This window comes from Funiculus sociatus GB2-C1 (assembly GCF_039962115.1).
Classification (GTDB): Bacteria; Cyanobacteriota; Cyanobacteriia; order Cyanobacteriales; family FACHB-T130; genus Funiculus; species Funiculus sociatus.
The window spans coordinates 1-24067 of the sequence record NZ_JAMPKJ010000026.1 but is presented as its reverse complement, the minus strand read 5'-3'; the positions used below and the strand labels follow the sequence as shown (position 1 = coordinate 24067).

At 44.8% G+C, this 24067-nt stretch carries 22 protein-coding genes; 14 read left to right on the top strand and 8 right to left on the bottom strand.

What is annotated here, in order from left to right; translation table 11 throughout:
* Positions 1-28 precede the first annotated feature (28 nt).
* Positions 29-1432, top strand: a complete 1404-nt coding sequence (locus NDI42_RS14020; RefSeq protein WP_190453710.1) for a reverse transcriptase domain-containing protein — start codon at positions 29-31, stop codon at positions 1430-1432.
* 216 nt (positions 1433-1648) lie between these two features.
* A complete protein-coding gene (locus tag NDI42_RS14015; RefSeq protein ID WP_190453576.1) occupies positions 1649-3487 on the top strand; it encodes a vWA domain-containing protein in 1839 nt (612 codons plus the stop codon).
* A gap of 223 nt (positions 3488-3710) precedes the next feature.
* On the opposite strand, the gene NDI42_RS14010 is transcribed toward NDI42_RS14015, so the two are convergent.
* A complete protein-coding gene (locus NDI42_RS14010; protein WP_190453705.1) occupies positions 3711-5135 on the bottom strand; it encodes a WGR domain-containing protein in 1425 nt (474 codons plus the stop codon).
* 288 nt (positions 5136-5423) lie between these two features.
* Here NDI42_RS14010 and NDI42_RS14005 point away from each other — a divergent pair, with 288 nt between their 5' ends.
* The gene (locus NDI42_RS14005; protein WP_190453574.1) at positions 5424-6251 is read left to right on the top strand and encodes a PHP domain-containing protein; all 828 of its coding nucleotides are present in this window, start codon (positions 5424-5426) and stop codon (positions 6249-6251) included.
* 65 nt (positions 6252-6316) lie between these two features.
* Positions 6317-7318, top strand: a complete 1002-nt coding sequence (gene glsA, locus NDI42_RS14000) for a glutaminase A (RefSeq protein ID WP_190453571.1) — start codon at positions 6317-6319, stop codon at positions 7316-7318.
* 202 nt (positions 7319-7520) lie between these two features.
* Here glsA and NDI42_RS13995 read toward each other — a convergent pair whose 3' ends face one another.
* Complete coding sequence (locus NDI42_RS13995) at positions 7521-7796, bottom strand: hypothetical protein (protein WP_190417557.1); 276 nt, start codon at positions 7794-7796, stop codon at positions 7521-7523.
* Positions 7797-8123: 327 nt separating this feature from the next.
* Between NDI42_RS13995 and NDI42_RS13990 the strand changes: the two genes are divergently transcribed.
* Positions 8124-9737, top strand: a complete 1614-nt coding sequence (locus NDI42_RS13990) for an Hsp70 family protein (protein WP_190453569.1) — start codon at positions 8124-8126, stop codon at positions 9735-9737.
* Between the two features lie 217 nt (positions 9738-9954).
* Here the strand turns inward: NDI42_RS13990 and NDI42_RS13985 are convergent, their stop codons facing one another.
* The 3 genes from NDI42_RS13985 to NDI42_RS13975 form a co-directional block, all read right to left on the bottom strand.
* Positions 9955-10521, bottom strand: a complete 567-nt coding sequence (locus NDI42_RS13985) for a L,D-transpeptidase (RefSeq protein ID WP_190453566.1) — start codon at positions 10519-10521, stop codon at positions 9955-9957.
* 89 nt (positions 10522-10610) lie between these two features.
* Positions 10611-11123, bottom strand: coding sequence for a L,D-transpeptidase (locus tag NDI42_RS13980; RefSeq protein ID WP_190453703.1), 513 nt, complete (start codon positions 11121-11123; stop codon positions 10611-10613).
* 104 nt (positions 11124-11227) lie between these two features.
* On the bottom strand, positions 11228-11887 hold the full coding sequence (locus tag NDI42_RS13975; protein WP_190453564.1) for a bifunctional 4-hydroxy-2-oxoglutarate aldolase/2-dehydro-3-deoxy-phosphogluconate aldolase: 660 nt from the start codon (positions 11885-11887) through the stop codon (positions 11228-11230).
* Positions 11888-12240: 353 nt separating this feature from the next.
* Between NDI42_RS13975 and NDI42_RS13970 the strand changes: the two genes are divergently transcribed.
* The 8 genes from NDI42_RS13970 to NDI42_RS13935 all read left to right on the top strand — a co-directional run bounded on the left by NDI42_RS13970 (position 12241) and on the right by NDI42_RS13935 (position 21137).
* Positions 12241-13113 carry a DUF2382 domain-containing protein gene (locus NDI42_RS13970; protein ID WP_190453560.1) on the top strand — a complete coding sequence of 291 codons (873 nt, stop codon included), beginning with the start codon at positions 12241-12243 and terminating at the stop codon, positions 13111-13113.
* Between the two features lie 306 nt (positions 13114-13419).
* On the top strand, positions 13420-13626 hold the full coding sequence (locus NDI42_RS13965) for an acetyltransferase (protein WP_190453558.1): 207 nt from the start codon (positions 13420-13422) through the stop codon (positions 13624-13626).
* 144 nt (positions 13627-13770) lie between these two features.
* Entirely contained in the window at positions 13771-14718 is a 948-nt protein-coding gene (locus NDI42_RS13960; protein WP_190453555.1) for a DUF2382 domain-containing protein, read from the top strand.
* 234 nt (positions 14719-14952) lie between these two features.
* Positions 14953-16971, top strand: coding sequence for a serine/threonine-protein kinase (locus tag NDI42_RS13955; protein ID WP_190453550.1), 2019 nt, complete (start codon positions 14953-14955; stop codon positions 16969-16971).
* 224 nt (positions 16972-17195) lie between these two features.
* Positions 17196-18230 carry a mechanosensitive ion channel domain-containing protein gene (locus tag NDI42_RS13950; RefSeq protein WP_190453547.1) on the top strand — a complete coding sequence of 345 codons (1035 nt, stop codon included), beginning with the start codon at positions 17196-17198 and terminating at the stop codon, positions 18228-18230.
* Between the two features lie 13 nt (positions 18231-18243).
* On the top strand, positions 18244-19572 hold the full coding sequence (locus NDI42_RS13945) for a DUF2254 domain-containing protein (protein WP_190453543.1): 1329 nt from the start codon (positions 18244-18246) through the stop codon (positions 19570-19572).
* Positions 19572-20378: an ion transporter gene (locus tag NDI42_RS13940; protein WP_190453700.1), complete on the top strand. Its 807-nt coding sequence runs from the start codon at positions 19572-19574 to the stop codon at positions 20376-20378. Before NDI42_RS13945 ends, NDI42_RS13940 begins: the two co-directional genes overlap by 1 nt.
* A gap of 177 nt (positions 20379-20555) precedes the next feature.
* A complete protein-coding gene (locus tag NDI42_RS13935) occupies positions 20556-21137 on the top strand; it encodes a DUF2238 domain-containing protein (RefSeq protein ID WP_190453540.1) in 582 nt (193 codons plus the stop codon).
* Between the two features lie 67 nt (positions 21138-21204).
* On the opposite strand, the gene NDI42_RS13930 is transcribed toward NDI42_RS13935, so the two are convergent.
* Positions 21205-21771 carry a DUF3611 family protein gene (locus NDI42_RS13930; RefSeq protein ID WP_190417532.1) on the bottom strand — a complete coding sequence of 189 codons (567 nt, stop codon included), beginning with the start codon at positions 21769-21771 and terminating at the stop codon, positions 21205-21207.
* Positions 21772-22070: 299 nt separating this feature from the next.
* Between NDI42_RS13930 and NDI42_RS13925 the strand changes: the two genes are divergently transcribed.
* Positions 22071-22844 carry a hypothetical protein gene (locus NDI42_RS13925; protein WP_190453539.1) on the top strand — a complete coding sequence of 258 codons (774 nt, stop codon included), beginning with the start codon at positions 22071-22073 and terminating at the stop codon, positions 22842-22844.
* 53 nt (positions 22845-22897) lie between these two features.
* On the opposite strand, the gene NDI42_RS13920 is transcribed toward NDI42_RS13925, so the two are convergent.
* Positions 22898-23335, bottom strand: a complete 438-nt coding sequence (locus tag NDI42_RS13920; protein WP_190453537.1) for a PIN domain-containing protein — start codon at positions 23333-23335, stop codon at positions 22898-22900.
* A complete protein-coding gene (locus NDI42_RS13915) occupies positions 23332-23910 on the bottom strand; it encodes a type II toxin-antitoxin system HicB family antitoxin (protein WP_190453534.1) in 579 nt (192 codons plus the stop codon). The genes NDI42_RS13920 and NDI42_RS13915 overlap by 4 nt, the downstream gene beginning before the upstream one ends.
* Positions 23911-24067: the final 157 nt, after the last annotated feature.

The following is a 24067-nucleotide window of genomic DNA, read 5'->3' as shown; positions in this document are numbered from 1 at the left end:
TGGCATCGCTACTTCAACCCCAACAAATATGTCAGATCAGCCGCGTACCCGCCAGGAACTCTACGATCGCATCCGACAAACGGGCAAAGAGGAATTCATCCTCGAAGAGATGATACGTTATGGGTTCTGGCCTGCACAAGGTGAGATACCGCAAGATCCAGCCGATGAAATTCGGCGGATGGGAGAGATCCGGCGAGAACTGGAGCAACTGCGGCAGGAAAGTTCGCGCCTTCACAAGGAAAAGCAACTTCGCAAGCAACTACTCAAGCAACGCCTAGCCGAGTCGCGGCGAAAGCGACAGGAGACGAAAGAACGGCGGGAACGGGAACGGCAAGAACGAGCGGAAGATTGGCGACAAAGAAAAGAGCGAGAAATCCTTTATCTCGGTGAAGATGTCTCAGGCGGACTCAACTATACTGAGTGCGATGAGGAAAGGTTGCGAAGTTATGGATTACCTCTGTGCGGTACACCCTACGAGATTGCCGCTGCAATGGGAATTACTGTGGGACAATTGCGCTTTCTGGCTTTTTCCCGCAAGACTTCCACAATCTCTCACTATATCCGCTTCAAGATTCCTAAAAAAACGGGTGGAGAACGCCTGATTTCCGCACCAATGCCGCGATTGAAGCAGGTGCAGCATTGGATTTTGGGCAATATTTTAGAAAAGCTGGAACTGCATGATGCAGCTCATGGTTTTAGACGCGATCGCTCTATTGTCAGCAATGCTCAACCTCACGTAAAACGTGACGTAATTATCAACTTTGATCTAAAAGATTTCTTTCCTTCCATTTCCTATCAGCGAGTGAAAGGTCTTTTTCGGTCTTTAGGTTATTCTGAAGCGGCAGCAACAATTTTTGGGTTGCTGTGTACCGAACCGGATGTCGAGGAAGTTGAATTAGACGGCAAAAGTTACTATGTTGCGCTTACAGAACGCCACTTACCGCAAGGTTCACCCGCTTCTCCAGCCATTACTAACCGAATGTGCCGCCGCTTAGATCGCCGCCTCACCCAAATGGCTGAAGAATTGGGTTTTGTTTATACTCGCTACGCTGACGACCTGACTTTTTCTGCGTCTGGTGACAGTCTCCGCCATATCTGCAATATTCTCAAGCGCACCCAGTCAATCGTGACTCACGAAGGGTTTGCGATTAACGAACAAAAAACTAGAATTCTGCGGAAAAATCGGCAACAGGAAGTCACTGGTGTTGTCGTAAACGAGCGACCCAATATTTCTAAAAAAGAGCTAAAACGCTTCCGCGCCACTTTGTTTCAGATTGAGAAAGATGGCTTAGAAGGTAAGCATTGGGGAAATTCTGCTGATGTAATGGCTTCGCTTCAGGGTTATGCCAATTTCGTTGCTATGGTTAACCCCGAAAAAGGCACTCAATTTCAAGAGCAAATTCGACGAATTCGAGATAAATACAGATACTAATACTAAAAATATTTATCGTGGGTTAGCGATATATCTGTAGGGGTAGCACATTGCCATGTCCTTACTTATGTTTAACTACAGAAATATGCAATTTTCTCTATAAAAACTCCGTAATTTATATTTTTACTCTTGTAGTTTATCTAAGTCACATATCACCAAGACGGCATTCTCGACTCAACGCTAGAAACGGCACAAAATATCTAGAGGACGCTACAGATGAAAGCAACTTACTCCCTGAGTCTATCGCTTATTGCAGCCGCTACTCCGTCCGTTGTAGACCTGATTGTTAGTTTCCAGGCTGAAGAAGAAACCCGCAACAAAATACCGCGTCTTCCGCTTAATTTGAGTGTGGTAATTGATAGATCCGGTTCGATGGCGGGAGTGCCACTTAAGAATGCTATTCAAGCTGCACAAAGGCTTGTGGAATATTTGACACCGGAGGATTTTCTTTCAGTTGTAATTTATGACGATACGCCGGAAACAATTCTTCAGCACCAGCAAGTTCAGGATAAAGCTGCGATTCGTTCGCTAATTGGTAGGGTGAAAGCTGGCGGATGTACTAACTTGAGTGGCGGTTGGCTAATGGGATGCGACAATGTCAAATCTCAGCAGTCCACAGAACGCATCAATCGCGTTTTATTATTAACAGATGGACAGGCGAATGTTGGCATTACTGATTCTCAAGTATTAATTAACACTGCAAGACAACAAGCCGAACAAGGAATCATTACTACAACTTTAGGATTTGGAACTTATTTTAATGAAGATTTGCTCATTGGTATGGCAAATGCTGCCGGGGGAAACTTCTATTTCATCCAATCACCTGACGATGCTACTGATGTATTCAGAATTGAACTAGAAAGCCTCACGTCTGTTGTCGCGCAAAATCTCACGGTGACGCTGCAACCAGAAGATTCTGTACAAATTACCGGGATTCTCAACAACTACCGATCCAATCCGATTGGCAACAACCTGGAAATTTTCTGTGGCGATGTTTATGAGGTAGAAAACAAGCAGTTAGCGGTAGAGTTGTCAATACTTTCGCAAACCAATATTGGAGTAACCAATATTGCCACTATTGCTTATAAATATCAAGCGGTTGTCGATGGCAGTATCCAAGAATTCACTGACGAAATCCCCATTACGATAACGGTTGCTGATGCTGAATCAGCCAGTAACGTGCAGCCAAATGCAGTGGTTGTCGAGCAAGCAAGTAAGCTGAGGATTGGTAAGGTAAAAGATGAAGCGATTGCACTCGCTGACAAAGGAGATTATACCGCCGCATCCCAGAAACTTCGCAAGACAATCGAGGATTTAAAGCTCAAAGCATTGCATGAATCCTTTGAAGTTGCCGAAGAAATGGAACAACTGGATTATTATGCACAACGCCTGGAGAGCAAAAAGTTTGATAGTGTCAGTCGCAAAGAGATGCGAGATCAATCTTACCAGGCTCTTACACGCGATCGCGGCGACTTAAAACTGCGCGGACTTGCTGCAAGTGCCAACAGCTTAGAGGCTGTTTCCAGTGTGGATGCGGGAGTTTTGGTGAAATGCGATCGCGTTAGTGGCAAATTGCGAGTTCGCGTTATTTCTGACGGTTACAATTCTGACTTCAATGTGCAATTCCCCCGTAACATTCGGGAGGAAGGTGTCACCTACATCGTTGATGAAATCAATCTATCTGCTGACGGTAGCTTTTATCGCGTCTCCGGTAACATTCGCCGCTTAGTGCAACCCGGACAAGAACGCGCCGCATCATCTCAAAATGGTACATCTTCTTCCAGTCCAAAACGACAAAAGCTGAATGCACCTGCTTCTGCTGCTGATTTAGAAACAATTGATAGTGTAGGTGATGGAGTTATCGTGCAATGCGTGAAAGAAGGCAGTAAATTGAGAGCCAGAGTCGTGTCCGATGGGTACGATCCTAACTACAACATCCGCTTTCCCCGTGACATTCGAGAAGAAAACGTTCTCTATGTTGTGGACGAAGTGGAAGAAGCGAAGAATGGCGGATCTTATGTCGCTTATGGAAAGATTCGCAGGTTAGTTCAATAGTAATTTTTTAACGCAAAGGTACGCAAAGGATAACGCAGAGGTACGCAAAGAGTGTCTGTGTTATTTGCACTATCCTTTATCCAAGATTCTTTTTCAGCGGTGTGTCTGCTGAAGAAGTCATGTAGGTTGGGTTTCACTATCGTTCGATCCAACAAATATAGTCGTAACTCCTTAATTTTGCCTTTCGTAGGCTCAACCCAACCTACTGAATCATATCTTTGAACTAAACCAATTTCTTGATATCTCCAAAAGCACGATAAAATCCGCCACGAGAAGATTCGCGCACCTTTTCCACCAGATAACGCACGCCTTCAGAGCGAATATCCTGAGGAAATTGTACTTTCCAGCTAGGATTGTAACCAGGAGAAACAGCGCGTATTCTTAACTTCCCGCCTTCTTTGAAACATTCCACAATCACTCCCTGAGTGGCGTTCGATGTTGTTTCCAAAGTATTAGAAGGAAGCGCTGCGGCAACGGCGGTAGGTGCTTTAATGTTAATAGCTTGGGGAACTGTACCCGCTTGTGCTGCTTTAATTACGGCTTCACTAGCATCGATGCAAGCAAGAGAACCATCGGTGGTAACGATGTAGAGATGTTCATTTAAAAACTGCATGGAGAAAGCAGAACCGCAGCCACTGGCAAGTTTCCAAAGACGCTCTCCTTGTTGACTAAAACAATAAATCGAGGAGCAATTGTCGCCTGCAAAGACATATTTACCTTCTTCAGCAGTGGCGCAAGAATAAACAGGCGCATCACATTGATATATTGTGCTAATTTCCCCTTTCTTGGTGAAGCAATAAACTTGATTCTCACTGGTACTAGCATATACAAATGCTTCTTCTTGCCAGCCAAATAGCACACCGCCACGAGTCTTTTGATTCCAAATCTTCGTTCCATCTTCCCAGTCATACATGGTTACGCCCTTGCTGTGACCGTGATAGATACCAATCTCATCGCAGCGCACCATCCAGCCATACTCACCACTACTTTTTTTAGTCCATTGAGACTCATCTTCGTGATTGATAGTTGTAACATTTCCAGTGTCATCAGAAACACCGAGAATGGCATCTTTGATATCAAGCCAGAAGATATTCACATTGGAAGCAATTTCATAAGCGACACGAGGAATTTTTCCGGTCAAATCGTATACTTTGCCATCATCGCACCCAGCATAAAGCCAGCCTTCATCAGCGACAATACACTTCACGCCGTCAGGAAGACGAAACTGATTTTGGACAATTCCCGTATGGCTGAGAGCAAAAATTTGACCCGTTTGATTGCCAAACCAACAGCGCGAGTTGTCAATAAAGATACCGAAAGCAGGGGAATAAGAGGCAAATTTCCAAACTACAGGTGCTTGGTTTGCAGTTGAGCGATCGCTTTTTATTTCCCGTCGAGTCACAGGACGTTTACTTCGCGCTCCCATAACTGCTTGTTCGTAACCTTTCTTCAGTTTCTCGTTAATCTTTTTGGTTGCCTCAGCTTTGGCTTTTTCCGGCGTTGGATAGGTTTTAACCTGAGTTTGTCCTGAGTCGCCTATGCGACCGTAGCGAATCGATACTTCCGTACCGTTGACAATTACTTCATAAAATTTGTGAGAACTAGAATCTGATTCAGATAGCTCTAAATAGGTTTTTTCTTCCATTATTTCTTCCTCACTCTATGTATATATCTATGTGTTCCGTCTAAAATTGAATATGCAGATTATAACAATTTACTTAGGGTTATAAAACCCTTTTTTATGTTATCTTTAAGGTGCAAGGAAAAGTTTAGGCAAGATGCCTGTTGCTCTCGTGAAGAGAAAGCGCTACAAACAAAAAAAATATTTCACAACTCGTTTAGGATTACTATATTCAGCTTACTAGCAGGATGGATAACCTTTCTGCTAGTGCGGTGCATCGAAAGCGCAAATCGCAGAAATAATTACAATTAAAGAATGCTAGAACTACACTCCCACACAACTTACTCAGACGGAACTCTCACCCCAAGCGAACTCGTTGAAGCGGCGGTGAATGCTGGAGTTTGCGCCCTCGCCATCACCGATCACGATACGATGAATGGCTGGGATGAGGCGTTTACGGCTGCTAAGCCGCACAACCTGGAAATTGTTCCCGGACTTGAACTGAGTACCGTTCACAATGACTGCTCATTGCATATTTTAGGATTTTATCCTGATGCCCAGAAGCTTCGAGAACCTTTGCGCGATCGCATCGAAGGACGCAAACGCCGTTCTCAAGAAATGGTAGCGAAATTGGCAGAACTAGGCTACCCAATTGAGTTACCCCAGTTAGGAGAAGGTATGGCACCAGGTCGTCCTCATATTGCCACGGCCCTCGTAAAAGCGGGTTATTTCCAATCGTCGCGGGAAGCTTTCGACATTTTGCTGGGCGATGACAAACCCGCTTACGTGCATTACGAGAAGTTCTCGATTGTTGAGGGTATTACTCTGTTACGTTCTTGCGGTGCAGTTCCAGTCTGGGCGCATCCTTACTTGTTCCGAGGCGGTAAAGTTGAGCAAGTGCTGAAGGAATTGGTTGCAGCTGGTTTGATGGGCGTTGAAGTTTATCATCCCAACCACAGTCCGAAAGAAATTAATAATTTAAAGAAATTGTGCGCTGAGTATGGTTTACTGATGACGGGTGGCAGTGATTATCATGGCCCCAATTCTGATTCTGTAGGCCCAGAACGTCACTCACTCAATATGCTTCACGTACCTTTGGAGTTGCTGGCACCTATTAAACAAGCGGCTGAAAGTTTGCGTTAATCGCTAATAGTTAAGAAAAAGGCAAAATTGAAGAATTCTTTTGCCTTTTACATAATTACCTTTTTATGGAATCTCCCATCCTTCAAAACTTTCTCAACGAGTTGCATCTCAAGTACAAGTCAATGCGTGACGGCGTATTGGCGAACTATATCCCAGAATTAGCGAAAGCAAACCCGGATTGGTTCGGCATTTGCATTGTTACTGTAGATGGTCAAATATATGAGGTAGGTGATTACGAACAATTATTCACCATCCAGTCGATTTCTAAGGCATTTGTGTATGGAATGGCATTGGAAGATCATGGACGCGATTACGTTTTGACGCGGGTTGGGGTGGAACCAACAGGAGATTCTTTCAACTCGATTGTGTTGGATGAATCGTCAAAGCGACCGTATAATCCAATGATAAATGCAGGCGCGATCGCTACCACCAGTTTAATCAAAGGATCGGGGCCTACTGAACGTCTTGTGCGGATGCTGGATATGTTTCAGCGCTACGTGGGACACAATCTCTTTATAGATATGCCCGTGTTCATGTCTGAACGCACTACTGGACATCGTAACCGAGCAATGGCGCATCTCATGCTGAATTTTGGCATGATTGACGCAAAAATTGAGGAAGCGCTGGATTTGTATTTTCAGCAGTGTTCCCTGATGGTTAATTGTCGCGATTTGGCAGTAATGGCAGCCACTCTCGCCAATAATGGTATTAACCCGATTACTAAAGATCGTGCCGTTGATTCGCGCTATATCAGAGATATTTTAACTGTCATGTACACTTGCGGAATGTACGACTTTGCCGGAGAATGGGCTTATACAGTCGGTCTTCCCGGAAAAAGTGGGGTGTCGGGTGGATTGCTTGTAGTTGTGCCGCAACAAATGGGAATTGGAATTTTCTCGCCTCCCCTCGACTCCCACGGTAGCAGTGTTAGGGGAATGCAAGTTTGTAAGGAATTGTCTGAACGGTTTGGGTTACACTTGTTTGACCTACAAACAGATAGATCGAAATTACTTGAAACTTTGTGCAATGCAAGTCAGGCTGACTCGGATAGCAGCGTTGTACCTTAAAGTGCCGCTAGTGCTATTTCTTGCCTTTTCTATGAAAGAATGTAGAAAGGAACGTAGGTTGGGCGCTTGGAACGCAAACCAACATTCAGTAGATGAAAGCGAGTCGTTGGATAACACTTGCGTACCGCTACACCCAAGCAAGCTACAACCCAACCTACGAATTACTACAAATTACTAGGCATTTATTTCATGCCTTTTGCCTTTAGCTGTTGGCTTCTTGTTGCACCCGGAAAAACTTTCTAAAAGGCTGTGGGACGAAAGCTTTGATAGATGCTGGTTTCAAAAACAGCCAACTTACAAAAAAGAAGGAAGCTGTAAACAACTGAGTAATATCTAATGCAGAAAGGTAGCCATCAGCGAAGGAGGCAATACTTCTATCAGTGATTCCAAATAGCCAAGAGGATACACCGAAGATCCATAAACCACTTTTGAGGCTTCCTAAAAAATCATTAGCTTCCGTTGTTTGCGGATTATTCATAATTTCAGCCCTTTCCCTTTAAGGAACTTGTGTTGATGTGGTTATTCAAGGGCTTGAGGACTAATTCTTATTCCTTAAACTCCCTTTGTTGCTTCCCATGTTAAAAAATGTTTCATTTTCTTGCCATATGTCCAAAGAGGTAGTTGTAAAATACCAGAGATGTATCCTAAATGCAAGGAAAAAAGTATATAAAAATACGTAATGTGTCAGAAGCGTTCGGCTGCATAGGGTTTGGCAACCTTCAGACACAACAAGCCAAAGGAAAACAGCATCCTGGTAAAATGCTTTGAAAGACCTTATCCCGGCGTGTCGGTGAACTGATCCTGAATGGCGATCGCAATTGATTTTGGAACTAGCAACACCGTAATTGCTCGCTGGAACGCAGCAACCCAGCAGCCAGAAACCGTTAGCCTACCTGGTTTATCGGTAAAGTTTGAGCAGAATCCCCCGCTGATTCCCAGTTTGCTTTATGTTGAGAATGCAACACTATCAACGGTTGTGGTCGGGCAAGCAGTGCGCGATCGCGGTCTTGACCTCAGCGCAGATCCCCGCTTTTTCCGCAACTTTAAGCGGGGAATTGGTGCTAACATCCAAGGCTTCATCCCGGAACTGGACGGGCAGATAATTACTTTTGAGCAAATTGGGAAATGGTTTCTCCAGCAAATTATTGAGAAACTTGCAGAAAATAACCCCTCTCCAGCCCTCCCGAACAGCGGGGGGGGAGTAGAGTCGCTGGTGTTAACTGTGCCAGTAGACAGCTTTGAAGCTTACCGCAACTGGCTTTCAGCAGTATGCGATGATTTGCCAGTAGAACAGGTGCGGATGTTGGATGAACCCACAGCAGCAGCTTTAGGTTACGGAATGGCAGAAGGAGGCGTGTTGCTGGTGGTCGATTTCGGCGGCGGGACGCTGGATCTTTCCCTAGTGCGGTTAGATATTAAGGCAGATAAGAAGCCGTTGGGTTTTATCCTCAAGTGGGGTAAGAAACCATTGAATGAATCAGCGCAAAAGGCAAAAACTGCCCGCGTGTTGGCTAAAGCTGGGCAAAATTTGGGGGGTTCGGATATTGACAATTGGGTGGTTGATTACTTTGCTAAAACGCAGGGGTTGAAGGCGACACCGCTAACGACGCGACTGGCGGAACGGTTAAAGATTCAACTGTCTAGTCAAACTCAAGCGAGTGAGGTGTATTTCAATGATGAAACATTTGAAAGCTACGAGCTAGAACTAGATCGTTCGCACTTTGAAACTATCCTCAAAGAACACCAATTTTTTGACCGTTTAGACGAGTCGATGACTCAAGTTTTGCAACAAGCACGTCGCCAAGGTATCGAAGTTTCAGACATTGATGCAGTTTTATTAGTTGGCGGTACAGTGCAAATTCCCGCTGTGCGGACTTGGGCGCAACAATATTTTGATATTAGTAAAATCAAATGTGATCGCCCGTTTGAAGCGATCGCATCCGGCGCACTCCAGCTGAGTCTAGGTGTCGAACTGCAAGATTTTCTCTACCATAGTTACGGCATCCGCTACTGGGATCGGCGTAACAATCGCCACAACTGGCATAAACTGATTAACTCCGGACAAGCTTACCCGATGAGCGATCCGGTAGAACTACTCTTGGGTGCTTCGGTGGAAAACCAACCCAGCATTGAACTAATTATCGGCGAAATAGGAGCGGAAACTGGCGGTATAGAAGTATATTTTGAAGGCGATCGCTTAGTTACTCGCCGTCTTGGGGGTGATACATCAGTGCAACCCCTCAACGACAGAGAAGGGGCGCGTAGCATTGCCCAACTCGCACCGCCTGGTTATCCAGGGAGCGATCGCGTTAAACTCCAGTTTCAAGTAGATCGCGATCGCTTCCTCAGAATCACCGTCCAAGACCTGCTAACAAACCAAACTCTATTAGAAAATCAGTCTGTAGTTCAGCTAAGCTGACTTTCTCGTTCCGAGTCTCTGAGTTGAAAATAAATCGTTTGACCTCTCCCCAACCCCTCCCCTTGAAGGGGAGGGGCTTCTGGCTTTCCTTCCGCGTATAAAATTATTCGACTTCCCTCTCCTCTTAGGAGAGGGTTAGGGAGAGGTGGGAAGGGGTTGGGGGTAGGGAGTAGATAAGACTTTTCCCCAATCCCCAATCCCCAATCCCCAATCCCCATTACCTCTGGACAACCACCTTAGTCCCTACTGGCGCCCAGCTGTATAACCTTCTAGCTGCTCCTACCGGAAGATTGACGCAGCCGTGGCTGACAGGTCTGCCAAAACGATTGTGCCAGTAGGCTCCATGAATCGCATAGCCTCCAGAGTAGTACATTGCATGAGGTACATTCGGAACGTTGTAGTCTCTGCCGCGCATCCGAGTTGACCGATACTTTCTTTGAATAGCGAAAGTTCCGAGGCGAGTGGGGGTTGAACGCTTACCGCTGGAGATCCGGTAGGAATAAACTCTTTTCTTTCCTTCCCAAGCAACCAATCTTTGACTTGATAAATCAACTTGTATCCAGCGTCGTCCCTTGGCAGCTTTTTTGACTCGAACTTTTTTCCTCGCTTTTCTAGTAATTTTGTTGAACTGTAGTGATGGCGCACCAACCTGCGTTGATCTTGATGATTTGGAGGCCGCCTCAGTTGGTGTTATCCAAAAACACGAAGCTGTAAACAACAGTGCCACAACTGTCCAGAAAGTTCCACGCCGACGTAACCAAGAAAAACGAATTAAGTTTTCCACGATTCACCCCTCACATCATTGTTACTTTTGTTTACTTGGGATTAGAGTTTTGATTGGGGAATTTCCCTCTTCCCCAATCCCCAATCCTTTCATTTATGAACAACCACTGGCGTTCCCACTGAAGCCCAGTTATATAGCCATTTAGAATGATTCACTGCCAGATTTATGCAACCGTGGCTGACTGGAGTGCCAAAGCGACGATGCCAGTAGGCACCGTGAATTGCATAACCTCCGTAGTAGTACATCGTATAGGGAACATTAGGAACATCGTAACCTTCGCCGCGCATCCGGTTATAGCGGTGCTTAGATTTTATGGCAAAAGTACCGATGCGCGTGGGAGTGGAACGCTTGCCAGTGGATACAACGATCGCATACACAGGTTTTGAGCCTTCCCAAGCAATCAGGCGTTGCTTTGTCAGATCGATCTGAATCCAGCGTTGATCTGATTGTTGCAACTGCTGCATTTTGCTGGAAATTATCGCGCCTTGTGGTTGTGTCAAAGCTGGTTTTACCCAGCCACTCATCGCCGTAAGCATCAGCACTGCACTAGCAAATAAAGCCACTGGGCGACTTTTTAAGGCAGGATAAATGATGCTTTTCATGGCTCTTCGGCTGATTCGGTGGGTCAGAACAGAGAAATTCAAGGAAAAACTCTTTCTAACTAATGGCATCAATGGATATCGGATTTTATTAGCTTAATGCTAAATCAGCCTGTCTGGTAATTTACTAAGTTTTGCATCAGAGTTTGGGCGCGTTGGGCGATGAGCGCATATTGCTCAGATTCAGAATGTATGGTAAGTCCCTTTTGGGGGAATAAACTGCCGGAAACTCCGACGGCGATCGCTCCTGCTAGTAAAAATTCTTTGGCATTTTCCAGGGTTACGCCGCCTGTGGGAATTAAGGGAATATGTCCCAATGGCCCTTGCAAACTTTTTATATATTTCTGTCCGCCTACAGCGCCGACGGGAAACACTTTCACGCAGCTGGCACCTGTAGCCCAAGCGGTGACAATTTCCGTGGGGGAAAGCGCCCCAGGCACCATCGGTACGCCGCTATCATTTGCTGCTTTAATCAGAGTGGGATCAACGTGAGGAGTGAAGACGAACTGGGTGCCAGATGCGATCGCGCTCTTTAGCTGTTCTAGATTTAATATGGTTCCTGTGCCAATTGTGCAATTTGGTAATTCGGAACGCAAATGGGCAATTAACTCTGCTGCTTTGTCGCTATTCCAAGTAATTTCAATTAGGTGCATCCCTCCCGATGCCACAGCTAGAGCCATTTGGCGACCAAGTTCCATCTGTGGCGCTCTTATGACTGCGATCGCTCGGTGTTTTTCCACCAGCTTTAACCACGACTGATTATACATCCTCACTATCTACCGTCCGGCAGATTTATTTTTTAACCTTTTCTTATATACTTTCATCCCTTATATTTGTCAAAAATATTAATTTTTTTATATCTATAAATAGGCATCTATATATATTAGCTGGCTCGGCTCAATTAATATACTTAATATTACTTAAAACTGCTGCTTGTTATAGACGCAAAATTAAACCTCAATATTCAAAATTCCGCACATCTAAGCTTTAGTATCAACTGTTTTACACCTTTAGATGAGCTTGATTATCTTAGGGAATTCAGTCGCTGGGGAGAGGAAGCAAATTCGAGATATTTGTAAAGTAAATAACATAGAGATGTAACAACTTAAGGGAAAGTAGCATGGCTCTTTTAAAAATAGAAGATTTTGATCCAAACTACCGCGACACTTTTGGTGGCAATGACCTTCAAGGGATGAGTGTCTATACTGAAGGATCTAATGAAGAGAAATTTGGCAACGTTACCGACGTTTTAGTTGACGAAGAAGGTCACTTACGGTATCTAGTGGTTGACTTAGGATTTTGGATTTTTGGCAAAAAAGTTTTGCTACCAATTGGTCGCTCTAGAATTGATTATAATAGCGATCGCGTATACGTTAGCGGCATGACTAGAGAGCAAGCAGAAGCTCTACCCGAATATAGCGATCGCATGACAACTGATTACGATTATGAAGAACAGGTAAGAGGAGTTTATCGCGCTCCAACTACGGGTGCATCTGTTAGCCCGGTAGCTGATGCCACATATGACCGCAGCAGCTATAACTATCAGCAAGAACCCTCTTTGTACGAGATCAATGATCGCGATCATCAAACTCTCAAACTGTACCAAGAGCGCCTTATTGCTAACAAAACTCGCGTAAAAACAGGTGAAGTTGCAGTTGGCAAGCACATTGAAACGGAAACAGCACGAGTTTCAGTGCCAATTGAAAAAGAGCGAGTTGTAATTGAGCGAGTTACCCCAGCGGATGCAGGCCAAGCAGTTGCTCCGGGAAGTGTTAATTTCCAAGAAGGCGAAGTAGCACGCATGGAAATTTACGAAGAAACTCCCGACATTCACAAAGAAGCTTTTGTGCGTGAAGAAGTGCGAGTCAGCAAAGTAGTAGACCGCGAAACAGTGGATGCTGAAGAAACCATCCGTCGCGAAGAGTTAGATGTTAACACCACCGATCAAACGTTTGTAGATCGCTCTACCAACTTACCCACCGACCGAATTTAATTAGCCCTCGTGACTATACGGTTGTTGAGTTGATTTTGATAGACAAATAACCGTGTAAGCGGGTGTATCCTATTTTTGGAAATATACCCCCACACCGTTAAGGGTGTGGCTACACAAACCAAGCCGTAGCGAGAACAGGCTAATAGAAAAAGCCCGCGCAGGTGGGCTTTGGTTGAGTAGCTGCGACTTTAGTAGTCTGGCGTTTATACAAAAGTGGGATACTCCCCTTTCTCAGTGCCTGTATGTTTACCAGGTATCTGTAACACGGCAAACCATTTCAAGTGAACCCCAATTTAGGCATCTTCTATGTTTCTCAAAGATAAAGAATCCGGCAGTTTGATTGAAATAACCGATATTCAGCATTTAATTAGCCCTACTTCAACTGCTGTGACTGGAAGAGACCAAGCAGGACAAGAGGAACAGGAACCGATTACTTATCAAAAGGAAAAATTGGTTTTTCCTTCAGGCGAAAGCCTACCGATTTGTTGGATGGATGAAAATTACACCACCTAATTTTTAGGATAATCGCAGCATAATCGGGTGTTTGGATAGATTATTGGCGAATGCTGTCGAAATCAGTAAGCTTTCCAAACATCCGTTAACCAACGGATAATAAATGGGTTTTTGCTTCAAAAAAAAATTAGTAAGCTCTGTAAAATGAACAACGAAACATTGGCAAAAAATCAGGGTTCAGAAGAAAACGATATTCGGATCAATGTCTTGTTGAGCAAGTTGAAGAATAAGCTAAAAAATTATACCGCCAAGGATCGGCAAGGTTTGCTGCTGGGTGAGGTGAAGGATGTAATTCTAGATCCAACTCGTCAGTTAAACTTAGTTATATCTCCGGCTAAAGCCGAGCCAGTCTCCAGTCTATTTTTAATTAGAAGCAAGCACATCCAGCAAGTAGACTCAGCCGATAAAACGCTGTATGTAGATGTCAGCCAATCGGAAATAGAGTATTCAGCAGATTATATAATACCAAATGGGGATGGGGAATTTGCAGAAATTCCACAAACATCGGTAATGCCTGCACGCTCATCAAATGAAGGCTCTACTGCATCTGTCACCCCAACAGCAATACAATTAAATAATAACCAAAAGCAATCGGAGAAAGTTATGTCAGATTCTAACACTTCAGATGCAGAAGTTGTAGAACAAGAAATCATTCGTTTGCTAGAAGAACGATTAGTCGTAGACAGTAGCAAACATAAAGTAGGCGAAGTTATTGTTCGCAAAGAAATCCAAACACGGATGGTAGAGATTCCAGTTAGACGGGAGATTTTGATTGTTGAACAAGTCAGCCCAGAACACAAACAATTAGCCGAAATTGATCTAGGACAAGGGGATCTCTCTGGAATTGAACTGACTGAAACTGTACGTTTAAACAATGGATTTGCAAGCGCCAACAGTCAGCAAACCGTAAGGGGCGAGTTTGATTCGCCGAAAACTGCTAGTAGAATTTTAGATGCGATCGCACATCAGCGGCCGCACGGTTGCGCGAAAGTGCGAGTGGAAATCATTCTTGAAGATGCCAAACATCAACAAACTTACCAGGAATGGTTCGACCGTTGCACAATTAAGCCACAGGGTAAATCTGGAAAATAATATCATCAAGGCACCTCGTTATCTCATTCCCAGCATCTGAGTGGGAATGAGAATGAATAAAGTTGCATATCGCGTTTAGCGCGTTTAGTAGAATAGGTAAAAAAACCTATTCTTTTTTTATAGCCAGCTAAAAGCCGCCTCATACAACAACCATTGCATTTTTCAGCCTACCTTGGGGTGTATAATTTACAATTCCCGCCGTATAGTAGGGATAACACAATTCTGTAGCTATGTATGAGCTACTGCATCAACCCCTTCTGCCCCAAGCCAAACGACCCCGCCAATGCCAACAACCGTATATGTCGCAACTGTGGCTCAGAGTTGTTGCTTCAAGGGCGCTATCAGGTGATGCGCCTGCTGAGTGACGACAGCGGATTTGGCAATATATATGAAGCTTATGAGGGAGCAGCTCCCCAAATCCTGAAGATACTAAAACAAGAACATAACAAAAACCCCAAAATTGTTGAGCTATTCCAGCAAGAAGCAGATGTATTGAGCCAGCTAAATCATCCAGGTATTCCGAAAATGGAACCAGATGGTTATTTTCAGTTTTATCCCAGAAACTGCAAAGAGCCAGTGCATTGCATCATCATGGAGAAAATTGACGGACTTAACTTAAAGCAGTGGATGAAACAGCAGGGCGATTGCCCGATTAGTCAGCAGCTTGCTCTTAACTGGTTAAAACAACTAGCACAAATTTTACATATCGTACATCAAAAAAACTACTTTCACCGCGATATTAAACCAGCCAATATTATGATGCGTTCCACAGGGCATCTAGTATTAATAGACTTTGGCACTGCTAGAGAAATGACATATACCTATCTTGCAGAAGTCGGCGGTGCAGGTAGAGTCACTAAGATTAGTTCCGCTGGTTACACGCCACCAGAGCAAGAAAAAGGTCATGCAGTACCGCAATCAGATTTCTATGCTTTGGGGCGTACTTTTGTTTATTTACTGACAGGAAAGCAAGCAACAGATCATGCTATTTACGAACCGCTAACCGATCAATTCCACTGGCGACGTCATGCGCCTGATATTTCACCTCAGCTTGCAGATTTAATTGATAAACTGATGGCGCGTACAGCAGCGGCGCGCCACAAGAACACTCAGGAAATCTTAGATGATATAGATAAGATTTCGCGGCAATTGTCTAGGCATAAACTATATGCCAACAATCTTATGAGTATAGGTGCGGTTAGTTCTATATTTCTATCTTGGAAGTCACCTAACTCGCCAACTAAAATTGGTCAAAGTGATAAAAATAAATGGCTAGTTGGGGGCGCGATCGCGATCGCTATCGGATTAGGCGCATATGGAATTTCGCAATACAACCCAGCATCTCCCAAAACGATCGCCTATGAAAATCTTTCTGTAGCCAAAACTTTTTCCGGACATACCAGCCATGTTAATTCCCTTAACATTAGCCCTGACGGGGAAATTTTAGCAAGTGGCAGCGCTGATAAAACTATCAAAATTTGGGATAGATATACTGGCAAAATAATCCGCACCATCAACGGGCATGATAGCTATATTAATTCTATTGCCATTCACCCAGATGGGAAAACCTTAGCCAGTGGCAGTGCTGATAAAACTGTAAAAATTTGGAATATATCCACAAGCAAAGAAATCCGCCGACTAGAAGGACATTCCGCCCCAGTTAATTCCGTTGCTATTAGCAGCGATTGGCAAACTTTAGTCAGTGGCAGTGCTGATAAAACTGTAAAAATTTGGAATATATCTACAGGTAAAAATCTTCGCACTCTCACCGGAAATTCTCAGCCTATTAATTCTGTTGCCATTAGCCCAGATGGTCAAATATTAGCCAGTGGCAACGCGGACAAAACTATCAAAATTTGGGATATGTCCACAGGCAAAAATATTTATACCCTCACTGGGCATTCTCAACCTATTAATTCTGTTGCCATCAGTTCAGATGGACAAATATTAGCAAGCGGTAGTGCGGATAAAACTATCAAAATTTGGGATATGTCCACAGGCAAAAATCTTCGCACCCTTAGCGGACATTCTAGCTATATTAATGCCATTGTTATTAGCCCAGATGGGCAGACATTAGTTAGTGGCAGTGTGGACAAAACTATCAAAATTTGGAATATTCCCACTGGGGAACTAATTCGCAACCTCACCGGGCATTCCGGTTGGGTTAAGTCGATTGCTATTAGCGCTGATGGACAAATAATTGCTAGTGGCAGCTTTGACAAAACTATTAAAATTTGGCAGGTGCCAAGATGAATGGGTATGTGTTCTGATGGTATTTTAAAGTCTGCCATTGGATAGATGCGAAGTAAGTTATTGCCTAAAACTAGGAGCAGACGGGTCAGAAAATAAACTGACTACGTAAAAGGTTGGTCATTGTTATGACAAGTTGGGTAATAGAAATACTGACCTAAGAGAGAGTTAGAGTTATTTATTTTCTATTAAAATTAACCACGGTTTGTTGTATATGTGAACAAGTAATGAATCTAGGAGAATCAATATCAACAGCGTGGAATAAGATTCAGGGAATGATCGAGGGTTTGATCATCTTGATACCAAACCTGGTATTAGCACTAATCGTATTTGCACTATTTTGGTTCGGCGCGATCGCGATCAGGACATTGGTTAAACGCCTTACCCGCAGGTATCGCCATGCTCGGAATTTGGGGCTGGTACTTGGGCGTTTGTCGCAAGGGGTAACGATTTTAATTGGTTTATTTGTCGCCTTATCTATTGTTATTCCGACATTCAAGGCAGGAGATTTGGTGCAATTGTTGGGTATCAGTGGGGTAGCAATTGGTTTTGCGTTCCGCGATATTCTCCAGAATTTCCTAGCTGGTATTCTGATTCTCTTAACTGAGCCGTTCCAGATGGATGACCAAATTGTTTTCAAAGACTTTGAGGGAACGGTTGAAAATATTCAGACGCGCGCCACAACAATCAGAACTTACGATGGTCGTCGGATTGTGATTCCTAATTCTGAACTGTTCACAAATTCGGTGACAGTTAATACTGCCTTCGAGAACCGCCGACTACAGTACGATATCGGCATTGGCTACGGCGACGATATCGACCGGGCCAAGGAATTGATTATGGAAGCAATGCAAGGCGTGGATGGTGTCTTGAGAGATCCCGCCCCCGACGTGTTAGTGATGGAACTTGCTGAAAGTACCGTGAACATCCGCGCCCGGTGGTGGGTACAGCCGCCGCGACGTGCAGATGTTCTGGATATGCGGGACAAAGTTCTCACCGCGATCAAGAATAAGCTGACTGCTAACGGCATTGATATGCCGTTCCCGACGCAGCAAATCCTTTTCCACGACCAAACCGAAGAGACAGATGGCGATCGCGCACGTCAGCGTGAAGGATGGCCTGCGGGTAATAAAGAAGTGCCAAAACCGCGTAGTATCGGCGGTTCCTTAAGAAAGTTGGCGGAAATGCGGGCGCAAAGAGACGGGAATGGCAGCCATAGAGACGAGAACCCCGATCGCCCTCATACTGCGGACGATAATTGATGAAAAATAATTGATGAAAAACATCAAGCTGGGGAAACTGTGGGACTCGCTCCACTCTAGCTACTGGTTTGTGCCAACCCTGATGGTGGTAATAGCGATCGCGTTAGCATTCCGAATGCTAAGCCTCGATCGAGCAGGCAAATCTGGCCCGCTAGAGTCCTTGGGCTGGATCTATACAGGAGGGCCAGATGGAGCGCGAACGCTGCTTTCATCTGTTGCCGGTTCGATGATTACCGTTGCCGGAACCGCCTTCTCGATTACGATTGTTGCCCTCACCCTCGCTTCCTCCCAATTCGGCCCACGACTGATGCGTAACTTCATGCAGGATACGGGCAATCAAGTCGTCCTGGGCACGTTTATCGGTACATTCATCTACTGCTTGCTGGTACTGCGAACCGTGCGGGGAGATGATTACGACGTGTTTGTGCCGCAAACTTCCGTCACAATGGGCATGGTGCTAGCGATCGCCAGTATTGGCGTCCTGATCTACTTTATCCATCATGTCTCAACCTCGATGCAGGCATCCCATATCATCAGAGACGTTGGCAGAGAGTTGGACAATGCCATCGATCGCTTGTTTCCGCAGAAGATCGGGCAGGGTAAATCAGTCCCAAAGCAGCGGTCGGTGGCGGAAATCCCCGTCGGGTTCGATAAGGAAGCGACTCCCATCTTAGCCACAGCTAGCGGTTATCTTCAAGCAATTGATGAGGAGCGGTTGATGAAGATCGCCACCTCAAAAGACCTCGTCCTGCGTCTAAAATATCGCCCCGGCAAGTTTGTTGTGGAAGGAAGCGAAATGGTGATGATTTGGCCTGGAGAACGGGTGAATAAAAAACTCACCCACCACCTGAACCAAGCATTTATTTTTGGCGAGCAACGCACCGAACAACAGGATATAGAATTCCCCATTAATCAGTTAGTTGAAATTGCCGCTCGTGCTATTTCTCCTGGCATCAACGATCCGTTCACGGCGATCCAGTGTATTAACCAGCTAACGGCTGCACTTTGCCGTCTGGCGGAAAGAGATTTTCCCTCGCCTTACCGCTATGACAACGACAACAACCTGCGAGCGATCGCTAATCCGGTGACGTTTGCAGAATTACTTGACGCTGCCTTTAACCAGATTCGACAGTACAGCAAACCGGATGTAGCGGTGGTAATTCGATTGCTGGAAGCGATCGCCCTCATCGCATCGCGCACCCAACACAAAAAAGACCGCGCTGCACTATTACGTCATGCCCAAATGATCCAACGCGGTAGTCAGGAGAATATACCCGAAGAGTTAGACCGAAAAGATGTTGAGGAGCGATACTTGGCGGTAGTTAGGGTGCTAGAGCAATGATGAACAATCTTAGTACATCTGAAAAAAGGGAACTCCAAAAAGAACGACTCGAAGTTCTCGAACAGCTGGAAGATTGGCTGGAAACACCAATGCTATTCCTTGGCTTCGGGTGGCTTTTGTTGTTAGTCGTCGAACTGATCTGGGGCTTAAATCCACTGCTGCAAGTTATCAGCAACACGATCTGGATTGTTTTCATACTCGACTTCGTATTGCGATTTACTTTGGCAGATCGCAAACTCGTTTATATCAAGCACAATTGGTTAACTGCCCTTTCCTTGGTGTTACCAGCATTGCGCGTCTTCCGGATTAGCCGCGTGATTCGCATCCTCAAAGCTAGCCGGGGACTGCGACTGGTGCGCGTCATCAGTTCTCTGAATCGGGGAATGCGATCGCTCAGAGCTAGTATGAGTCGTCGCGGGTTTGGCTACGTCATGGTGCTGACGCTAGTAGTGACGCTGGTCGGAGCAGCCGGGATGTACGCTTTTGAAAGCAACCTTCCTAATGGTGGCGGACTGAATAACTACGGGGAAGCACTATGGTGGACAGCGATGCTGATGACAACGATGGGTGGCGAATATGTGCCGCAGACTCCAGAAGGTCGCGTTTTACACCTAATTCTGGCACTGTACGCCTTCACAGTATTTGGTTACGTAACAGCAACACTCGCCACCTTCTTTATCGGGCGCGATGCCGAAAACGAAGAGGCAGAGTTAGCAAGCGCCAAATCCATTGCCGCCCTGCACCAGGAAATTGTCGCCTTACGGGCCGATATTCAAGCCCTTTCAAGTCAGCAACTAGAACCATAATATATATAGATTCATAAACTTCTCCCTTTCCTCCTCCTGTGCGCCCTAGAGCGCCTGGGCGGTTCGTTTAAAAGTAGCTTTCACCAATAAAAAAAACCTCCAATCTCAGATTAAATTAATCGCTTCATTTATAGTTTATTAGTAATCCATAATTATGAAATTTATGAGGAAAAAGCCATGCTGAATACTGACTGGCGAGGTTATCGGATAGCCGCTTGGGTTGGAGAGTTTTTCCTAGCGATCGCAATCGTCTTTACAGCCAGTCAACGTAACTGGGAAGGTTCCTTTTTACTCGCCTGCTTCCTAGCTGCTTCGTTCCTGTTTGTCACCTTAGAAAATAAACTTCCAACTTTGTTTGATTTTCTATTTGTAGTAGCAGCGTTGCTGAATGCCGCAGGCTGGGTTTGGGGCTTATTTTACCTACCGGGGCCATACGATGAAATTACCCATGCCTTTACAACCTTTTCCGTTACGCTTGCACTGAGTTTTTTGGTGTATAGCTCGATGCTAACTACCTTCCGCAACCATCTGCTAATTTATATGTTAGCGATCGCAAGTTTCGGAATCGCCATCGGTGCTATTTGGGAAATAACCGAATGGGCGATCGGAGTTATCAATAGCATTGATGATACAATCATCGACCTAATTATGGACACTTTTGGCGCTACTTTAGCAGCACTGGTGAGCGTCTTTGCATTGCCAGAGCGATCGCATTCAGAATCAAGTTCCGAAGATCAACAACCGACTAGAGCGCGTTAGGAAATAACCTATTCCTCAAAAAGCTACCTTCTAGCAAAGACAAAAGCAGTAAAGTGCTTTTGTCTTATTACTGATTATGTATCCACTTTAGCAATCCCAGTGAAGTGACAATCCCCACAAAGTGACCAGCAATACCATTGATATTCGCTACTGCTACAAAAACATCAAGCGCACGAATAATCATATTGGGGTCAGTAAGTGCTACCCCTGGAGGTTGGGATACAGCTTTTGCAACTAGCACTCCTACAGTCGCACCCGAACCTAAGAGGCATAACAATATTCCCACCAAACTCGTGATTACTGACATTCTCAAAATTTGGACAGTATCAGCTTTTCTAGGATGACGCTCTGGATTAGGATTGCTTAAACCTTTGGCTAGGCGAGTATAACGGAACGCTAAAAATACATTAAAACACAACGCTAAAAGTCCAGCGACAGCCCAAAAAATACCTACCCCAATGCCGGGATTTGTTTCAGTAGCGAAGTTACGACCAGAGATAGAAAATAATAAAGCTATCCCAGAACCAATAGTTAAACCCAACTCTATCCAGAATGCAATCCAACCTACTAGGCGAAAAATGTTGGCAATTTTTTGTTTAGTCTCTGAGGTTGAGGATTCTGAGTGAACTTGCATATCTGTCCCTTCTCGTAGCGACTGGGATATACGACCTTTGAATAATACCTTTAATTGCTCTTATTGTACCCCCGCCTACAGAAATAAAGCGCCTCTACCTAAAGATGAAAATTTTTATCAAAGTCGGCTTGTCTAAACAATAAAATTTTTCACAAGAATATGCTATTAGGAGGAGGAAATTGCGTCAAAATCTTACCAAGCTGAAGAGAAAAAGCAAGGCTCCTAAATGGTCTTGGGAGCAATTTCTGCTAATTTAGTGAAGATATCAGCCAGAAAAATATTAAAGGTGCTTGATTAACATGGTGTTTGCAGTTGCAGAGCCTTCAGTATCGAGTCCTAGTGCCGTCATCTTGTCTGCAATTTTGGCAGTTTGTCTGGCACTTGTGCATCTTTTTTCCGGCAATATGCGCTTTCTGGACAGAACTCCTCGCAGTCGTTGGCTTTCCGCCGCTGGTGGGGTATCAGTTGCCTATATTTTCGTTCACGTTTTCCCCGAACTCAACCAGGGACAGCAGGTAATTGAGGAAAGGGAGGGTTATTTAATTGAATTTTTTGAACACCATGTTTACCTGGTGGCGCTTTTGGGTTTTGGTGTGTTCTACGGATTAGAAAGACTTGCCAAGCGATCGCGTCAGCAAAACCAAAAAGAAAACCAGAAAGATACCACCGATGCAGGCGTTTTTTGGCTGCACATGGCTTCGTTTTCGAGCTACAACGCCCTCATCGGCTATCTTCTCCTCCATCGGGAAGAACGAGGTATTTGGGATCTGCTGTTATTCTTCGTTGCAATGGCTTTGCATTTTGTGGTGAACGATGACGGCTTGCGCGAAAACCACAAAGGAGATTATAACCGGATTGGGCGCTGGATACTGGCGGCGGCGATTATTGCCGGATGGGTGATTGGGCGGGCGACAGAAATTTCTGAGGCGGCGATCGCAGTCATTTTCGCCTTCATCGCCGGAGGAATTATTCTCAACGTCGTTAAGGAAGAATTACCAGAGGAAAGGGAAAGCCGTTTCTGGGCTTTTGCTTTAGGTGCGACTGTCTACTCGGCGCTTATGGTGGCAATTTGAACAAGTAGACTAAGGGCGCGATTTAATATTATGGCAAAATTGTCCAATCTTCATTATGGCAAAATTGTCCAATCTTCAAATATTAAATCGGGTACTTGTGCAAAATCGCGCTGGTTGCGAGTAACCAGGATACTATTTTTGGAGAGCGAGATCGCAGCAATTTTTAAATCTTGCGTACCAATGCGTATTCGTTGACTACGTAAGTCTGCATAACGAATGTAAGCCTCTTCATCAAACTTGAGAATGTTGATGCTTTTGAAATCGTCCAGTGTCTCCCCTAGCCTTGTATAAGCTAATACCAGCCTGTCAGCTTGAGAACCGTTGGTGGAAGCTTGCCTGATGCTATCGAGTCGTCCACGAAGTTGTTCCTCTACTGTTACGATTGTCACAGCAATATCTCTAGGATTGATTGTAGCGACACGCTGCACAACAAGTGGATGATGCCGCTGCAAAAATGTTAAGTGATCCGTATCAAGAATGTACTGACTCACTTTGCCTCATCTTGCGCGTCAAGTTCACGATCATATGCTTCTTGTTCCGCGTCGAGTTCGCGACGATAGGCTGTGATATTTTCCAAGAACTCATCGAATAGCGAATCGTCCTTATACTTACCCGCAAGTTTTAACCAGGGATTATCTAATTGGGTTGATCTGATTTTTACAGTAACGATTTCAGCTTCAGCTAGAAGCGCATCCACCATATCCTGTAAGCGTGAAACTGCGTCTTGTCGCGTCTTCCCCATAGCTTTGCATTCAGGCCATCCTAACAATGTGGCGCTAACGCCTCCCTCTGGCTCATTTTTCAGCAAGACGTGATAAGTTGCCTCATCACCCCAAAATTTACTTTGTGCTGCGTCAAAGTTGTCAAAAACAGCGTTTCCTGTTTTTAGGGGTTCTGGTGCCAATGGGCTGACTTGTTCATCAGGTAAAAGGCTTGGTTCTAATCCTACTGTGTTGATTTGTACGCTAATAGAAGGGGAAAAGCTCTGCTTTAATAAAGCTTGCTCTTCTGGAGATAAAGCCTCAATTTCTTCAATTAGTGTTTGAATAGATTTAGTATCGCTCATTGGTAATTTGTCATAAGTAATTATTTTTAATTTTACTGATTATCTAGCCCACATTCCGCCCTTTGACTGTCACAAGTGGATAATTTAGTGGAGCGCAATCGAGGCAAACGCAAGGCAAGTGGAGTTAGAGATAGCCTTGCCAGCTTTTTTGCCGACA

Bases quoted from the DNA above. Each gene is read 5' to 3' on its own strand.
- NDI42_RS14020 (WP_190453710.1), top strand. From the start codon at position 29: ATGTCAGATCAGCCGCGTACCCGCCAGGAACTCTACGATCGCATCCGA.
- NDI42_RS14015 (WP_190453576.1), top strand. From the start codon at position 1,649: ATGAAAGCAACTTACTCCCTGAGTCTATCGCTTATTGCAGCCGCTACT.
- NDI42_RS14005 (WP_190453574.1), top strand. From the start codon at position 5,424: ATGCTAGAACTACACTCCCACACAACTTACTCAGACGGAACTCTCACC.
- glsA (WP_190453571.1), top strand. From the start codon at position 6,317: ATGGAATCTCCCATCCTTCAAAACTTTCTCAACGAGTTGCATCTCAAG.
- NDI42_RS13995 (WP_190417557.1), bottom strand. From the start codon at position 7,796: ATGAATAATCCGCAAACAACGGAAGCTAATGATTTTTTAGGAAGCCTC.
- NDI42_RS13990 (WP_190453569.1), top strand. From the start codon at position 8,124: ATGGCGATCGCAATTGATTTTGGAACTAGCAACACCGTAATTGCTCGC.
- NDI42_RS13980 (WP_190453703.1), bottom strand. From the start codon at position 11,123: ATGAAAAGCATCATTTATCCTGCCTTAAAAAGTCGCCCAGTGGCTTTA.
- NDI42_RS13975 (WP_190453564.1), bottom strand. From the start codon at position 11,887: ATGTATAATCAGTCGTGGTTAAAGCTGGTGGAAAAACACCGAGCGATC.
- NDI42_RS13970 (WP_190453560.1), top strand. From the start codon at position 12,241: ATGGCTCTTTTAAAAATAGAAGATTTTGATCCAAACTACCGCGACACT.
- NDI42_RS13965 (WP_190453558.1), top strand. From the start codon at position 13,420: ATGTTTCTCAAAGATAAAGAATCCGGCAGTTTGATTGAAATAACCGAT.
- NDI42_RS13960 (WP_190453555.1), top strand. From the start codon at position 13,771: ATGAACAACGAAACATTGGCAAAAAATCAGGGTTCAGAAGAAAACGAT.
- NDI42_RS13955 (WP_190453550.1), top strand. From the start codon at position 14,953: ATGAGCTACTGCATCAACCCCTTCTGCCCCAAGCCAAACGACCCCGCC.
- NDI42_RS13950 (WP_190453547.1), top strand. From the start codon at position 17,196: ATGAATCTAGGAGAATCAATATCAACAGCGTGGAATAAGATTCAGGGA.
- NDI42_RS13945 (WP_190453543.1), top strand. From the start codon at position 18,244: ATGAAAAACATCAAGCTGGGGAAACTGTGGGACTCGCTCCACTCTAGC.
- NDI42_RS13940 (WP_190453700.1), top strand. From the start codon at position 19,572: ATGAACAATCTTAGTACATCTGAAAAAAGGGAACTCCAAAAAGAACGA.
- NDI42_RS13935 (WP_190453540.1), top strand. From the start codon at position 20,556: ATGCTGAATACTGACTGGCGAGGTTATCGGATAGCCGCTTGGGTTGGA.
- NDI42_RS13930 (WP_190417532.1), bottom strand. From the start codon at position 21,771: ATGCAAGTTCACTCAGAATCCTCAACCTCAGAGACTAAACAAAAAATT.
- NDI42_RS13925 (WP_190453539.1), top strand. From the start codon at position 22,071: ATGGTGTTTGCAGTTGCAGAGCCTTCAGTATCGAGTCCTAGTGCCGTC.
- NDI42_RS13915 (WP_190453534.1), bottom strand. From the start codon at position 23,910: ATGAGCGATACTAAATCTATTCAAACACTAATTGAAGAAATTGAGGCT.